Raw genomic sequence first — 15,159 nt, 5'->3', positions numbered from 1 at the left:
TCCATGGCGCGGAGGATCATGTCCTGCCCGTCAACCTGGGGATAATCATGACACGTATGACGCATTCTTCGCGCCTGATGGCGACCGCCGCGCTAGGCGCGATGCTGTTCGGCATGGCGCCGGCGATTTCGGTTTCGGCCAAGGAACAGGCTGCCGCCTCGGCCAAGGCCGACAAGCCCGAAATCGGCGACTTCGGCTTCGACACGACCGGTATGGACAAGAGCGTACTGCCCGGCAACGATTTCTACGCCTATGCCAATGGCACCTGGGCCAAGAACACCGCGATCCCGGCGGACAAGTCCAACTATGGCATGTTCACCGCGCTCGCCGACCTGTCGCAAAAGCGCACGCAGGAGATTCTTGAGGCGGCGAAGGGCGATCCGAACAGCATGATCGGACGCGCCTATGCCTCCTATCTCGATTCGGCGTCGGTCGAGGCGAAGGGGCTTGCCCCGATCCAGCCGTGGCTTGCGAAGATCCGCGCCGTCGACAAACCGGGCCTCGCCGCGTTGCTCGCCGAAGCCGACCGCAACGGCGTCTCGCATTTCTTCGGCGGCTATGTCGGGCAGGACGACAAGAATCCCGACGTCTATATCTACACGATGTTCCAGGGCGGCCTCGGCATGCCCGATCGCGACTTCTACCTGAAAGACAATGAGCGCAACGCCAAGCTGCAGGCGGCCTACCTCAAGCATCTGGAAAATGTCCTGACGCTTGCAGGCGAACAGGACGCCGCGGCGCGGGCGCAGGCAATCTATGCCTACGAAAAGCAGATCGCGATGGTCCATTGGGACAAGAATGACAGCAGCGACGCGACCAAGGTCTATAACAAGATGACGCTTGCCGAACTGGAAAAGGCGGCGCCGGGCTTCGACTGGACGACCTTTGTTCGCGGCATCGGCGTCAAGGAAGACGCGCTGCTCGTGTCGCAGCCGAGCGCTTTCACCGGCGAGGCGAAGCTGATTGCCGACGCGCCGATCGGCGTGCTGCGCGACGCGCTGCTCGTCCGCAGCCTCGACGGCTTTTCGGACGTGCTGCCCGATGCGGTCGCGCAGGAAGCCTTCTCCTTCTATGGCACCGCGCTGTCTGGAACGCCGCAGATGCAGGAGCGCTGGAAGCGCGCGGTCGATTTCACGACCGGCAATCTGGGTGAAGCGGTCGGCAAGGATTATGTCGCGAAATATTTCCCGCCCGAAACCAAGGCGGAAATGGACAAGCTGGTCAAGAATGTCATCGCGGCGCTCGGCCACCGCATCGACAATCTTGCGTGGATGCAGCCCGAAACCAAGGTGAAGGCGAAGAAGAAGCTGGCCAATTTCACCACCAAGATCGGCTATCCTGATCGCTGGAAGGATTATGGGTCGCTGGAAATCCGGGCCGACGACCTGTTCGGCAACGCGCTGCGCGCCAACCAGTGGCAGCATGACGACAATATCGGCCGTCTCGGCGGTCCGATCCGGCGCTGGGAATGGGGCATGACCCCGATGACGGTCAATGCCTATGCCAATTTCGGGATGAACGAGATCGTCTTCCCGGCCGCAATCCTGCAGCCGCCCTTCTTCGATCCGAAGGCCGACCCGGCAATCAACTATGGCGGCATCGGCGCGGTGATCGGCCATGAGATCAGCCACCATTTCGACGACCAGGGTTCGAAATATGACGAAACCGGCAAGCTCGCCGACTGGTGGACGCCCGAGGATGTGAAGGCGTTCGAAGTGGCGAGCAAGGCGCTCGTCGCGCAATATGACGCCTATGAAGTGCTGCCGGGCGAGCATCTCGACGGCACCTTCACGCTGGGTGAGAATATCGGCGATCTCGCCGGCCTCAACATCGCCTATGACGCGTACAAGGCGTCGCTGGGCGGCAAGGAGGCGCCGGTGATCGACGGGCTGACCGGCGACCAGCGCTTCTTCCTCGGCTGGGCGCAGGTATGGCGGCGCAACTATCGCGAACAGAATCTGTCGCAGCGCATTTCGACCGATCCGCATTCGCCCTCGATCCAGCGGACTTGGGTCTCGCGCAATCTTGACCCTTGGTATAAGGCCTATCAGGTTAAGCCGGGCCAGAAGCTCTATCTGGATCCGAAGGATCGTGTTCGCATCTGGTGATGCGCTGACTGGGAAAGTGTGAATTGACCGCGCAGAGCCTGCCTTCCGCTGATACCGATTTCAGCAGGGGGGTGGGCGCTGCCGGTCCGCTTTCTGCAATTCAAGGACTTTCCCGGATCGACCTTGCGCTGCTCGGCGGTCTCGCGCTGGTGTCGGTCGGGCTGTTGTTCTGGGCCACCGGCGACGCGGTGCTTGCCGCCGGTTTCCTTGCCGGACTCGCGCTCGCGGCGGGCGGCATGATCCTCGCGCGGCGTCTGTTTCCGGCGGCCGCGGTGGGCGAGGCAGCGCCGACCGATTGGTCGATGCTGCGCGCCGCGGTCAATCATGACGATATTGCGATTGCGATCACCGACCGGGCCGGACGTCTCGTCTGTGCGAACGACCTGTTCGCGACATGGATGGGCGGCTTCGTCACGCCGCCGGGCCTGCCGCTCGAAGGGCGCGGCGCCGAGCTGCTCAAAAATGCGGGCCGGACCGCGTGGCGCGACGGTGAGGGTGGGGTCGACGAAATCGCGGTCGGGCCCTTGCAACTTCGCGCGCAAGTGCTGCGATCGGGGCAGGCCGAAGACTATCTGATCTGGCGCTTTTCGGCCCATGAACGGCTCGATCTGGCGGGAGAGATCGTCCGCCACCTCGACGGACCCGCGGGGCGCACGCTGGCACAGGCGGGGGTGATGGCGGCGCTGGTCAGTGCCGAGGGCCGGTTGCGCGTTGCCAATCAGGCGTTTCTTTTGCGCGCGCTCGGCGAGGAGGATGCGCTGCATTATGCGGGGCGCGATGTCGCCGGCATGTTGCGGCTCGATGATGCCGGCGCGCTCTATTTTGCGCGTGAGGGCGATCGGGCAACGCCGGTGCGGATGCTGCAAATCCCGCTGACGCCGGCCGATACGCACGGGCCGATGCTGCTCGCCATGCTCGACGAGGAGATCGGACCCGCCGATCGCGGCACCGCGCAAAGCTATATCGAAACGCTGCTGTCGCTGCTGCCCTTCGGGCTTGCGCTCGTCGATCGCGACGGCCGCTTTCTTTACATGAACCGCGCTTTCATGCGCGCCGCGGGGGTCGCCGATGGCAAGAAGCCGCGCTACCCGGGCGATCTTGTGGTCGGCGAGGACAAGGGGCCACTCGCCGACATGATCCGCCGTCACAGCAGCGGGCAACAGGTCGGCGGCGATCTCTCGATCCGGCTGGCCGGACAAGGCGACGAGCCGGTGTCGATGCGCGTCGTCGGCGTGCGCGGGCTGGGCGAGGCGGCGGTTCTGCTCAGCCTCAAGGATTCGAGCGAGGAGTCGCGCCTCAAGCGGCAGGTGGCGCAGGCATCGAAGATGCAGGCAGTCGGCCAGCTTGCGGGCGGCGTCGCGCATGATTTCAACAATATCCTGACCGCGGTGCTCGGAAGCTGCGATCTGATGCTGATGCGGCACACGCCGGGCGACAGCGACTATGACGATATTCAGCAGATCCGCAGCAACGCCAACCGCGCGGCGAGCCTGACGCGGCAGTTGCTCGCCTTTTCGCGCCAGCAGACGTTGCGGCCGCAGATATTGCAGCTTCCCGACGTGATTTCGGAAGTATCGCATCTGCTCAAGCGGCTGATCGGCGATACGGTGCAATTGTCGGTGCATCACGGTCGCGGGCTGGGTGCGGTGCGCGCCGACCCCGGGCAGCTCGAACAGGTCATCATCAACCTTGCGGTCAATGCGCGCGACGCGATGCCCGGCGGCGGGACGCTGACGATCGAAACCTATCCCGTTTCGGCCGCTGACGTGCGCCAGATGGGCAATGAATTCATGCCGCCCGCCGATTACAGCGCCCTGAAGGTCAGCGATACGGGCACCGGCATTCCGGCCGAAGTGCTGCCCAAAATCTTCGAACCCTTTTTCACGACCAAGGATGTCGGCAAGGGGACGGGGCTGGGACTGTCGACGGTCTATGGCATCATCAAACAATCGGCGGGCTTTATCTTTGCCGACAGCAAACCGGGCGCGGGGACAAACTTCACCATCTACCTGCCGGTCCACCGGGCCGAAAGCGGCGTGCCGGCGACGCCGCCGCCGGCCGCGAAGGCGAAGAAAAGCCAGTGGGGCACCGGCACCATCCTGCTCGTCGAGGACGAGGATATGGTGCGGGCGGTCGCCGAACGGGCGCTGACCCGCGCGGGTTACACGGTCGTCACCGCGTCGCAGGGCGAAGAGGGGCTTGAACGCTTCGCCGCGATGGACAAGATTGACCTGGTGATCAGCGACGTTGTGATGCCGACGATGGACGGGCCGACGATGGTCCGTGCCATGCGCGCCAAGCGGGCGAACCTGCCGGTGCTGTTCATGTCGGGCTATGCCGAGGAGCAATTGCGCCAGTCGATCAACATCGACGATGTCGCCTTCCTGCCCAAGCCTTTCTCGGTCGCGCAGCTTGCAGAAGCAGTGTCGATGGCGCTCGACGATGCGGCGCACAGGGTGGGCCATGGCTGAAGACCGGTTGATCCTGCTTGTAGAAGACGATGTCCTGATCGGCATGATGCTCGTCGATATGTTCGACGCGCTCGGCTATCCCGAACCGGCGCAGGCGACGACCAACGAAGAAGCGCTCGCGGCAATCGCGTCGCAGCCAGTGGCGGGCGCACTCGTCGATATCAACCTGGGCGACGAAAAGGGCTGGCCGGTCGCCGATGCGCTGGCGGAGCGGGGGATTCCCTTTGCCTTCACCTCGGGCGGCGGCGACGTGATTCCCGCGCCGCATGCGAACCGCAAGCTGGTGACGAAGCCGTTCCGCATCGCCGAAATCGAGGCCGTTCTGGACGGGTTTTTCGCGGAATAGCGCGCACCTTGCGGATAGCGCGCAAAAATATCTGTTCTCCACTTGTTCCAATAGAACAAATGACGTACACAGCTCTGGCGTTGCGGTGGTTCTGCCTTCGCTCTAGAGCTGGAAAGGAACGGTCATGGCCGGACAATTATCACTCGTCGAATCGGGGAAATCAGTGAACAGCACAGACAGGCAGAAGGCGCTCGACGCCGCACTCGCGCAGATCGATCGCGCGTTCGGCAAGGGCTCGGTGATGAAGCTCGGATCGAAGGAAGCGATGCAGGTCGAGGCGGTCTCGACCGGATCGCTCGGGCTCGACATCGCGCTCGGCGTGGGCGGTCTGCCGCGCGGCCGCGTCATCGAAATCTACGGTCCCGAAAGCTCGGGCAAGACCACCCTCGCGCTGCATTGCATCGCCGAAGCGCAGAAGACCGGCGGAACCGCGGCCTTCGTCGATGCCGAACATGCGCTCGATCCCGTCTATGCGAAGAAGCTGGGCGTCAATATCGACGAACTGATCGTGTCGCAGCCCGATACGGGCGAACAGGCGCTTGAAATTGTCGATACGCTGGTGCGCTCGAACGCGATCGACGTGCTTGTCGTCGACTCGGTCGCCGCGCTCGTCCCGCGCGCCGAAATCGAAGGCGAGATGGGCGACAGCCACGTCGGCCTTCAGGCGCGCCTGATGTCGCAGAGCCTGCGTAAACTCACCGGCTCGATCAGCCGTTCGCGCTGCATGGTGATCTTCATCAACCAGCTGCGCATGAAGATCGGCGTGATGTACGGCAATCCCGAGACGACGACGGGCGGCAATGCGCTCAAATTCTACGCCTCGGTCCGCCTCGATATCCGCCGCACCGGCCAGATCAAGGACCGCGACGAAATCGTCGGCAACACCACGCGTGTCAAAGTCGTCAAGAACAAGGTCGCGCCCCCGTTCAAGCAGGTCGAATTCGACATCATGTACGGGCAGGGCATTTCGAAGATCGGTGAAATCCTCGACCTCGGGGTCAAGGCCGGTCTGGTCGAAAAATCGGGCGCCTGGTTCAGCTATGATTCGATCCGCATCGGTCAGGGCCGCGAAAATGCGAAGAATTTCCTGACCGAAAATCCCGAACTGATGGAGCGGCTCGAAAAGGCGATCCGCAGCCGCACCGATGCGGTGGCCGAAGAGATGATGACCGGCCCCGACGCGGACGACGACGATATCTGATCCGAATCCGGCGAGCCGTCGCAATACGGCTCGCCGGCGAACGGCGGCGGGCCCGTGCCTTCTCCGGCACGCCTCCTTGGATCTGCCCGACCCCTCTCTTGGCAGGTCGGCCCGGCCGCCGTTGACCATGCCGGCGCTGACCATGCTGGCGGGGGCATGTACCGCATCCCGGCTTGCGTGTTCAGGGGCAAGGACTACACAGGCTCGATGCCCGCGATCCGCCTTTTCGGTTTGCCGACCGACGTCAACAGCAGTTTCGAACGCGGCGCGGCGGGGGGTCCTGCCGCGATCCGTGCGGCGCTGCGCAGCGATCGCGGCAATATGGCAAGCGAACTCGGTCTCGAAATCGGCACGGATATCGCCTTCACCGACGATGGCGACCTGCCGCTGACCGAGCATGTCGCACACGACGATGCCGCGATCCGGCGCCATGTCGCGATGCTGCACGAGGATGGCGAAATTCCCATCGCGCTTGGCGGCGATCATGCGGTGACATTTCCGCTCGTCGAAGCCGCCGCCGCTTGTTTCGGCCCGCTCAACATCCTGCACATCGACGCGCATCCCGACTTGTACGACGACTTCGGCGGCAATCCGCGCAGCCACGCGTCGCCCTTTGCCCGGATATGCGAAGCGGGCCATGCCGCGCGGTTGGTCCAAGTCGGTATCCGCACGTTGAATCGCCATTGCGCCACGCAAGCCGATCGCTTCGGCGTCGAAATCGTCCCGATGGCGGGCTTCGTTCCCGAAGCGGTGCCGGTGCTGAGCGGCCCGCTCTATATCTCGATCGACCTCGACGGGCTCGATCCGTCGGCGGCGCCCGGCGTCGCGCATCCCGAGCCCGGCGGGCTGACGGTGCGCGAACTGCTTGCAGTGCTGCACCGGCAGTGCGCGCCGATCGTCGGCGCGGACATCGTCGAACATCATCCGGGCCGCGATATCGGCAGCGTGACCGCGATTGTCGGCGCCAAGCTGGTGCGCGAGCTGGCGGCGCTGATCGATCGCAACGGATATTGGCGCGGATAAGAGGAGAATGCGATGAGCTTGATCGTCCACCATCTGAACAACAGCCGCTCGCAGCGCATATTGTGGCTGCTTGAGGAAATCGGCGCTCCATACGAAATCCGCCACTATCAGCGCGACGCGGTGACCAACCTCGCGCCGCCCGAGCTGAAAGCCGTCCATCCGCTCGGCAAATCGCCGCTGCTCGAGGACGATGGACGGGTGATCCAGGAATCGGGCGCGATCGTCGAATATCTGTGCGAGCGCCATGGCGGTGACGCCCTGGTCCCGCCGCGCGGCACCGACGATCATGTCCGGCACCTCGAGCTGCTGCACTTTGCCGAAGGTTCGGCCATGACTCCTGTTCTCCTCAATCTCTACGTCGCCCGCCTCGGCGACGCTGCGGCGCCGCTGCGGCCGCGGATCGACGAACAGCTCGGCGCGCATTTCGCCTATCTCGAAAGCGAGATCGGCGACGCCGGGCATTTCATCGGCGATCGCCTGTCGGCTGCCGACATCATGCTGAGCTTCCCGGCCGAGGTTGCCGCGATGAACGGTGCCGATCGCTATCCGCGCCTCGCCGCCTTCGTCGCGGCGTGCCACGCGCGCCCCGCCTGGCAGCGCGCGCGCGAACGCGGGGGCGATTATTTTGTCTTTTGATCGCCGGTTCGGCGGGCTGCTGCTGCTCGCGCTGTTCGCTGCAGCGAGCCCGGCGGCGGCCGCACCACCCGTTCTCGGGCCCGAGGTCGAGCGCGACGTCGTGGCACCCGAGGGCAAGAGCTTCGAGCCCGCCCCAGCCGATGAAGAAGGCGCGATCGACCGCTTCGCCGGGTTCACGATGGCGCTGGCCAAGCGCGACTATGAGGCGGCCTATGCGATGCTGCGCCTCTCGTTTCAGGCGTCGAACCCGCGGCTGGAATGGGAGATGAACCTGCGCAAGCGAACCGCGCTGTGGGCCGACGGCACGCTGCGCATCCTGCGCCTGACCTGGTATGCCGACCCGGCGGGGCAGCCGCCCGGCCTGTATGCCGCTTTCGATTTTCGCGGCGATCGCAAGGATGGCACGCTGGATTGCGGCTATGTCGTCGTCCATCGCAGCGCGCCCGGTGCCGCCTTCACCGTCGTGCGCGTCGATACGTCGGAAGTGCCGCCTGACCTGATCGAGGACGGGGTGCCCAAGGCCGACGTGCTGCATCAGCTTCCCTGCTATCTGGGCAAGGGCATCGCGACCGCCTTTTGAGCGCAGCGGCGCTGAGCCAGCCGACATCGGACTTGCGGCGCGCGTCCGTTGTCCGCAATATCGACCCGCTTTCATCCGGCCGACGGATGACGGGGGGAGTTCGGGGTTATGGCTGGTCTGGTATTGGCGCTGTTGCTTGCGGCGGCGGGAGAGCCCGCAATCCGCGTCGAGAAGCTGGCGGAGGGTGGTTTCAGCGCCGATGTCGCCGATATCGAGGCGGCGCGGCTGACGACGACGATGGAAGAGGTCCAGCGGATTGCGGCGCAGCGCTGCGGCAAGATGAAGGTGCGTTTCGGCCGGTATAATTTCGACAGCCGCGTCGATACGGCCCGCAATGTCATGATGATCGAAAACCTGCGGCAGAAATTCTTCTGCTACGATCCCGCGACCGATCCCTACAAGCCCGTTCCAGCGGACTGGAAGGCGAGCGACGCCGATACGGCGGCGGCGACCAGCTTTGTGACCCGCTTCCTCGACCGGCTCGATCGCGGCGATCAGGCCGGGATCGCGATGATGGACCCACTGGCGGAAATCACGCCGAAGGACTGGGCAAACCTGCATGCCGGCGCCACGCAGTTCCAGACCGGCGACGGATCGATGACGCCGCAATTCGTCGCGTGGAGCAACAATCCGGACGGAGCCGCCTATCCCGGCGCCTATGTCCTGTTTTCGGTGCTCGACGATCATCCGGGGATTGCCGGAACGTGCGGCGGGATATTGGTGCAGCGCGTTCGCGAAGGCGAATATCGCATCGCCCAATATGATGTGCAGTTCATCTCGCAGGCGCTGGTGAACCAGCAGGGGTTGACCGGGCAGCAGCTCGACCAGCTCTGCCAACGCTAATGCTGCGCGTCTGTGCTTGAGTAACGGACGATCCGGCACTAGATCGCGCGCATGACATCGACCAACGACATCCGCCGCTCGTTCCTCGACTATTTTGCCGGGGCCGGCCACCATATCGAACCGTCGGCACCGCTGGTGCCGTTCAACGACCCGACGCTGATGTTCGTTAACGCGGGCATGGTGCCGTTCAAGAATGTCTTCACCGGGCTGGAGAAGCGTCCGTACAGCACGGCCGCGTCGTCGCAGAAATGCGTCCGCGCCGGCGGCAAGCACAACGACCTCGACAATGTCGGCTACACCGCGCGGCATCATACATTCTTTGAAATGCTGGGGAATTTCTCCTTCGGCGACTATTTCAAGGAACAGGCGATCGACCATGCCTGGACGCTGGTTCACAAGACCTGGGGCCTGCCCGCCGACAAGCTGACCGCGACCGTCTATCACACCGACGACGAGGCGTTCGACCTGTGGCGCAAGATTGCGGGCCTTCCCGAAGAGCGGATCATCCGCATCCCGACGAGCGACAATTTCTGGTCGATGGGCGACACCGGCCCGTGTGGGCCGTGCAGCGAAATCTTTTACGACCATGGCGACCATATCTGGGGCGGCCCGCCGGGATCGCCCGAAGAGGATGGCGACCGCTTCATCGAGATCTGGAATCTGGTGTTCATGCAATATGAGCAGATGCCGGATGGGCAGCGGGTCGACCTGCCGCGCCCGAGCATCGACACGGGCATGGGGCTGGAACGCATCGCGGCGGTGATGCAGGGCGTCCACGACAATTACGACATCGACACGTTCAAGGCGCTGATCGCCGCGTCGGTCGACCTGACCGGCGTTGCCGCCGCGGGCGGAAGCCAGGCAAGTCACCGTGTCATCGCCGACCATCTGCGCGCATCGAGCTTCCTGATCGCCGACGGTGTGCTGCCGTCGAACGAAGGGCGCGGTTATGTGCTGCGCCGGATCATGCGGCGCGCGATGCGGCACGCGCATCTGCTGGGCGCCAAGGATCCGCTGATGTACCGGCTGCTTCCGGCGCTGACGACCGAGATGGGCGCGGCCTATCCCGAGCTGATCCGCGCGCAGGCGCTGATTGCCGAGACGCTGGAGCGTGAGGAGGTCAAGTTCCGCCAGACGCTCGACAAGGGGCTGCGGCTGCTCGACGAGGCGACCGTGGGCATGGGCCAGGGCGCGACGCTGCCCGGCGATGTCGCGTTCAAGCTCTATGACACCTTCGGCTTTCCCTATGACCTGACCGAAGACGCGCTGCGCGCGCAGGGCATCGCAGTCGACCGATCGGGCTTCGATGCGGCGATGGCGCAGCAGAAGGCGGCGGCGCGCGCGGCATGGAAGGGCAGCGGCGAAAAGGCGTCGGACGAAATCTGGTTCGACCTTGCCGAAGCCAACGGCAGCACCGAATTCACCGGCTACACCTCGACCGAGGGTGAGGGTGAGGTGATCGCGATCGTCAAGGACGGCCAGCCGGTCGAGGCCGCCGAAGCCGGCGACACGGTCGTCGTGCTGACCAACCAGACGCCCTTCTATGGCGAAAGCGGCGGCCAGATGGGCGATGCGGGAACGATCACGACGCTGGATGGCGCCAAGGCCAATGTCGAGGACACCGGCAAGCCGCTCGGCCGGCTGCACACGCATCAGGCGAAGCTGGAGGCGGGCAGGCTGAAGGTCGGCGACACCGTGCATCTGTCGGTCGATGCCGCGCGCCGCGATCGCATCCGCGCCAACCACAGCGCGACGCACCTTGTCCACGCCGCGCTGCGCAATCGGCTCGGCGCGCATGTCACGCAGAAGGGCAGCCTGGTTGCCGAAGACCGATTCCGGTTCGACTTTTCGCACCCCAAGGCGCTGACACCGGAGGAAATCGTCCAGATCGAAGCCGATGTGAATGCGCAGATCCGGGCGAACGAACCCGTCTCGACGCGGCTCATGACCCCCGAGGATGCGATCGCGGCGGGAGCGATGGCGCTGTTCGGCGAGAAATATGGCGACGAGGTGCGCGTGCTCAGCATGGGCAAGGGCGGCGAGCATAGCTATTCGGTCGAACTGTGCGGCGGTACGCACGTCCGGGCGCTGGGCGACATCGCCTTGTTCAAGATCATCAGCGAAAGTGCGGTTTCGTCGGGCGTCCGTCGGATCGAGGCGCTGACCGGCGAGGCGGCGCGCCAGTGGTTGCTGGGCCGCGACGAGGCGCTGAAGTCGGCGGCGGCGGCGCTCAAGACCTCGCCCGACGAGGTGCCGGCGCGCGTTGCCGCGATGGCCGAGGCGCTGAAGAAGGCCGAACGCGAGCTGGCCGACGCGAAGAAGGCGCTGGCGCTTGGCGGCGGCGGTGCGGCCGGCGGAGCGGCGGCGGGTCCGGCGGTCGAACAGGTCGGCGATGTCGCCTTTCTGGCGCAGGTCGTCGAGGGGCTCGATCCCAAGGAACTGCGCGGCACGGTCGACGGCCTCAAGAAACAGGTCGGCAGCGGCGTCGCGATGCTCGTCGCGGTCAATGATGGCCGCGCGTCGGTCGCGGTTGGCGTGACCGACGACAAGACGGGCAGCCATAGCGCGGTCGATCTGGTCAAGGCCGCGGTCGCGGCGCTCGGCGGGCAGGGCGGCGGCGGCCGTCCCGACATGGCGCAGGGCGGCGGCCCGAACGGCGGCGCGGCGGACGAAGCCATCGCGGCGGTCAAAGCCGCGCTCGCCTGAAACGGTAGGACGTGAAACCGACAAAGAAGGCGCGGCGCACCGATCATGCCGAGAGGCTGATCGCGGCGCCGCTGGTCGATGTGTTCGCGGCCTTTACCAGCGCCGAAAAACTGGCGCGCTGGCTACCGCCCGAGGGCGCGACGGGCGAATTCGAGCACAGCGATCTGCGCGAGGGCGGCGGGTTCCGCCTGCGCCTGACCTTCGACGACCCCGATGTCGAGACCAAGAGCGACGATGACAGCGATCTGGTCGCGGTGCACATCCCGGTGCTCGATGACGGGCGGCTGATCGTGTGGGAGGTCGAATTCGTGTCGGATGATCCCCGCTTTTCGGGCACGATGGCGATGCACTGGTATCTGTCGCGCAAGGGCGGCGGGACGCTGGTCACGGTCGATGCGCATCATGTGCCGCCGGGGATTTCGGCGAAGGATCATGAAGCGGGGCTGACGTCGTCGCTGGCGAAGCTGGCGGCAGTGGTGGAAGAAAGAGCGGCCAGTTAATAGCGACCTGTATCTCCGCGAAGGCGGGGCTCCATCATCCGGCAGTGCAATTACGAGCCGGCGGGAGATGGGTCCCCGCCTTCGCGGGGACACACAATTAAGAGTAGGGCCTGGAAAGGTTCAGCCCTCCACCCCTTTCGCTTTCCCCCACGCGCGGGCGGCGGTGTAGCCGAGGTAGCCGGTACCGAAGAGCGCGTAGAGCGGTTCGGGGATGCCGGCGAGATAGGCGTTCATGCCCTCTGCGATGCCCTTTGCCATGTCGGGGCGCGTCGCGGCGATCAGGCCCATCGGGATCGCCCATAGAAGCAGCGTATACATGACGTAGAGGAAGCTGGGCCGCGCGCGGCTGGTCCAGGGGTCGGTGCTGTTCGCTTCGGCGACGATCGCGGTCATCCGTGTCTTGATGGCCTCCATTTCCTGGCTGCCCTCGAGCTTCAGCAGTTCGAGCTTGGCGCGGTCGCGCGCTTCGGGGTCGGGGATGATCTTGTCGATCAGCTTGGCGACGGGGCCGATCAGGCCTTCGATGATGCTCATATTTGCAGATCCTTTTGCTGGAAGTTGTCAAAGTTCACGGTACGTTTCGGTATGATGATACCCGTCAGCCGCCGCCGATGCGGTTCGCGAGCCAGCCGTAGAGAAAGGCCTCCTGGCTCGGGCGGCGTTCGGCGAGCGCGATGTAGCGTTCGCCCTGCAGCGCCTCCATCGCGCGCAGCAGCACGGTCTCGCCGCCCTTGCCGCGCGCTTTCAGAAAACCGTCGAGCGCCGACAGCGTGCGCGGGCCGATGGCGCGGTCGACGGTAATGTCGGGATAATCGCGCGCCGTACGGTTGAGCGCGTTGAGTGCGCGCTGGAGAAAGCCAGTGGCGATCGCGGTGCCCATGTTGACGCCGGTATCGAACAGTTCGGCCGCAATGCGCGGCGCGCGCGCGGCGACACGATCGAAGGCGGGGCGCAGCCAATAGATGCGGCGATAGATGTTGGCCGCCTCGGCACGGGGCAGATCGCGCATCGGCCCCGCATAGCCCTGCGCCCGCGCCACCGCCTCGGTGACCCCCCAGCGCGTCGGACCGCCGCGATCGGCGGGGTGGTTTACATATCCGCCTTCGCGGTCGATGACGGCATCGATCAACGCGTCGATGGCAAGGCGGGGCAGGTCGGCAAGGGACATGATTCGCTCCTGTGGTTCATTGAGATATCAAAACGAACCATATTGGAATATTGTAGGAAAGGATTTTCATGCGCGCGCTGCAAGTGAGCCGATTGGCCCCCGATCACGCGGGTTGCGCGATCGCAGACCTGCCGGTGCCCGAACCCGGGCCGGGCGAGGTGCGGGTACGGGTGCGCGCGGCGGCGGTGAATTTTCCCGACCTGCTGATGACGCGCGGCGCCTATCAGCTCAAACCCGACCTGCCTTTCGTGCCGGGACTGGAGTTTTCGGGCGAGGTCGACGCGGTGGGTGCGGACGTCGAAGGCTCGGCGCCCGGCGATGCGGTGATCGGCGGCAATCGTTTCGGCGCAATGGCCGAATATTGCATCGTCCCGGCGGCGACGCTGCGGCGCAAGCCCGCCGCGCTCGACTGGGCGGCGGCGGCGGCCTGTCCGGTCGCCTATCTGACGGCTTATGTCGCGCTCGTCCGCTGCGCGCGGGTCGCGCCCGGCGACTGGGTGCTGGTCCACGGCGCGGCGGGCGGCGTGGGCCTGGCGACGGTCGATCTGGCGCGCGGGCTGGGCGCGCGGGTGATTGCGGTGGCGAGCAGCGCCGCAAAGCGCGACGCCATCGCCGCGCTTTACGCGCCCGAGGCGGTGATCGAGGCGGCGCCGGGTTTTCGCGAGACGGTAAAGGCGTTGACGGGAGGGAAGGGCGCCGATGTCATCTTCGATCCGGTCGGCGGCGATGTGTTCGACGAATCGACGCGCTGCATCGCTTTTGGCGGCCGCTTGCTGGTTGTCGGCTTTGCGTCGGGGCGGATTCCCGAGATTTCGGTCAATATCCCGCTGATCAAGGGCTTTTCGGTCGTCGGGGTGCGCGCGGGCGAATATGGCCGCCGCTTTCCCGAGCGCGGGGCCGAGAATATCGCCGCGATCGACGCATTGGCGGAGAGCGGGGCGATCCGCCCCCATGTCCACGCCGTGCTCGACCTTGCCGATTGGCGCGCCGGTTTTGCGATGCTCGAACGGCGCGAGGTGGTCGGGAAGGTCGTGCTGACGCCCTGACGGCACGGCGCTTTGGCGCGTGACTGCGGCACCACGGCGCAACTGATATAGTTTTGCGACAATCGATGGGCCATTGAGCCGCGGGGTGCCCGGCGCTTTGCCGCCCATAGTGAAGGACACAATGTGAGGAAATTTCTGACGATTGCTGCGCCGCTGATGCTCGCGATTCCGGCCGCGCATGCGCAGCCGCCGGCGCATAATGGCGAACGCATGTTCGCGATGATGGATGCCAATGGCGACGGCAAGCTCGACAAGGACGAGATCGCCAAGATGATGCAGATGCGCGCCGAGCGCATGGGCGAGCCATCGATGGCGACGCCCGAGCGGGTCGATGCGCTGATGAAGCGTCTTGACACCAATGGCGACGGCTTCGTCGACAAGGCCGAAATGGAAGCGATGCGCAAGGCGCGCGCCGCCGCCCCGCCGTCCGAAGCGCCCGCCGACGGCGCCGATCAGAGCGAATCCAATTGAACGGACAGAATTGAACGGGCCGGCGGCGGCTTCGGCCGCCGCCAGTCAATTACCGCCGGT

The 15,159-nt window shown here is 65.3% G+C and carries 14 protein-coding genes; 12 read left to right on the top strand and 2 right to left on the bottom strand.

Annotated elements, in window-relative coordinates:
- Nucleotides 1-56 precede the first annotated feature (56 nt).
- The 10 genes from ATE59_RS16200 to ATE59_RS16155 all read left to right on the top strand — a co-directional run bounded on the left by ATE59_RS16200 (nt 57) and on the right by ATE59_RS16155 (nt 12,414).
- Complete coding sequence (locus ATE59_RS16200) at nt 57-2,108, top strand: M13 family metallopeptidase (RefSeq protein WP_156416823.1); 2,052 nt, start codon at nt 57-59, stop codon at nt 2,106-2,108.
- 71 nt (nt 2,109-2,179) lie between these two features.
- Nucleotides 2,180-4,579 carry a hybrid sensor histidine kinase/response regulator gene (locus ATE59_RS16195; protein ID WP_058813323.1) on the top strand — a complete coding sequence of 800 codons (2,400 nt, stop codon included), beginning with the start codon at nt 2,180-2,182 and terminating at the stop codon, nt 4,577-4,579.
- Nucleotides 4,572-4,925, top strand: a complete 354-nt coding sequence (locus ATE59_RS16190) for a response regulator (protein ID WP_058813322.1) — start codon at nt 4,572-4,574, stop codon at nt 4,923-4,925. The genes ATE59_RS16195 and ATE59_RS16190 overlap by 8 nt, the downstream gene beginning before the upstream one ends.
- 124 nt (nt 4,926-5,049) lie before the next feature.
- Complete coding sequence (gene recA / locus ATE59_RS16185) at nt 5,050-6,126, top strand: recombinase RecA (protein WP_003050311.1); 1,077 nt, start codon at nt 5,050-5,052, stop codon at nt 6,124-6,126.
- Nucleotides 6,127-6,333: 207 nt separating this feature from the next.
- Nucleotides 6,334-7,149, top strand: a complete 816-nt coding sequence (locus ATE59_RS16180; RefSeq protein ID WP_058813321.1) for an agmatinase family protein — start codon at nt 6,334-6,336, stop codon at nt 7,147-7,149.
- 12 nt (nt 7,150-7,161) lie between these two features.
- The gene (locus ATE59_RS16175) at nt 7,162-7,785 is read left to right on the top strand and encodes a glutathione S-transferase family protein (RefSeq protein WP_058813320.1); all 624 of its coding nucleotides are present in this window, start codon (nt 7,162-7,164) and stop codon (nt 7,783-7,785) included.
- A complete protein-coding gene (locus tag ATE59_RS16170; protein WP_058813319.1) occupies nt 7,775-8,365 on the top strand; it encodes a hypothetical protein in 591 nt (196 codons plus the stop codon). Before ATE59_RS16175 ends, ATE59_RS16170 begins: the two co-directional genes overlap by 11 nt.
- 108 nt (nt 8,366-8,473) lie before the next feature.
- Entirely contained in the window at nt 8,474-9,208 is a 735-nt protein-coding gene (locus ATE59_RS16165) for a hypothetical protein (protein WP_058813318.1), read from the top strand.
- Between the two features lie 51 nt (nt 9,209-9,259).
- A complete protein-coding gene (gene alaS / locus ATE59_RS16160) occupies nt 9,260-11,914 on the top strand; it encodes an alanine--tRNA ligase (RefSeq protein WP_058813317.1) in 2,655 nt (884 codons plus the stop codon).
- Between the two features lie 11 nt (nt 11,915-11,925).
- Nucleotides 11,926-12,414, top strand: coding sequence for an SRPBCC family protein (locus tag ATE59_RS16155; protein ID WP_058813316.1), 489 nt, complete (start codon nt 11,926-11,928; stop codon nt 12,412-12,414).
- Nucleotides 12,415-12,534: 120 nt separating this feature from the next.
- On the opposite strand, the gene ATE59_RS16150 is transcribed toward ATE59_RS16155, so the two are convergent.
- Together ATE59_RS16150 and ATE59_RS16145 are read right to left on the bottom strand one after the other, a co-directional pair.
- On the bottom strand, nt 12,535-12,948 hold the full coding sequence (locus ATE59_RS16150; protein ID WP_003050331.1) for a holin family protein: 414 nt from the start codon (nt 12,946-12,948) through the stop codon (nt 12,535-12,537).
- Nucleotides 12,949-13,012: 64 nt separating this feature from the next.
- A complete protein-coding gene (locus ATE59_RS16145) occupies nt 13,013-13,582 on the bottom strand; it encodes a glycoside hydrolase family 108 protein (protein WP_058813315.1) in 570 nt (189 codons plus the stop codon).
- A 68-nt stretch (nt 13,583-13,650) separates the two neighbouring features.
- Here ATE59_RS16145 and ATE59_RS16140 point away from each other — a divergent pair, with 68 nt between their 5' ends.
- Together ATE59_RS16140 and ATE59_RS16135 are read left to right on the top strand one after the other, a co-directional pair.
- Nucleotides 13,651-14,628 (top strand): NADPH:quinone oxidoreductase family protein, encoded by a 978-nt coding sequence (locus tag ATE59_RS16140; RefSeq protein WP_058813314.1) that lies wholly within the window; start codon nt 13,651-13,653, stop codon nt 14,626-14,628.
- Between the two features lie 123 nt (nt 14,629-14,751).
- The gene (locus tag ATE59_RS16135; protein WP_058813313.1) at nt 14,752-15,099 is read left to right on the top strand and encodes an EF-hand domain-containing protein; all 348 of its coding nucleotides are present in this window, start codon (nt 14,752-14,754) and stop codon (nt 15,097-15,099) included.
- The last annotated feature ends 60 nt before the right edge of the window (nt 15,100-15,159 follow it).

Source organism: Sphingopyxis sp. A083 (assembly GCF_001468495.1).
Taxonomy (GTDB): domain Bacteria; phylum Pseudomonadota; class Alphaproteobacteria; order Sphingomonadales; family Sphingomonadaceae; genus Sphingopyxis; species Sphingopyxis terrae.
This window is presented reverse-complemented; position numbering and strand designations above follow the sequence as displayed.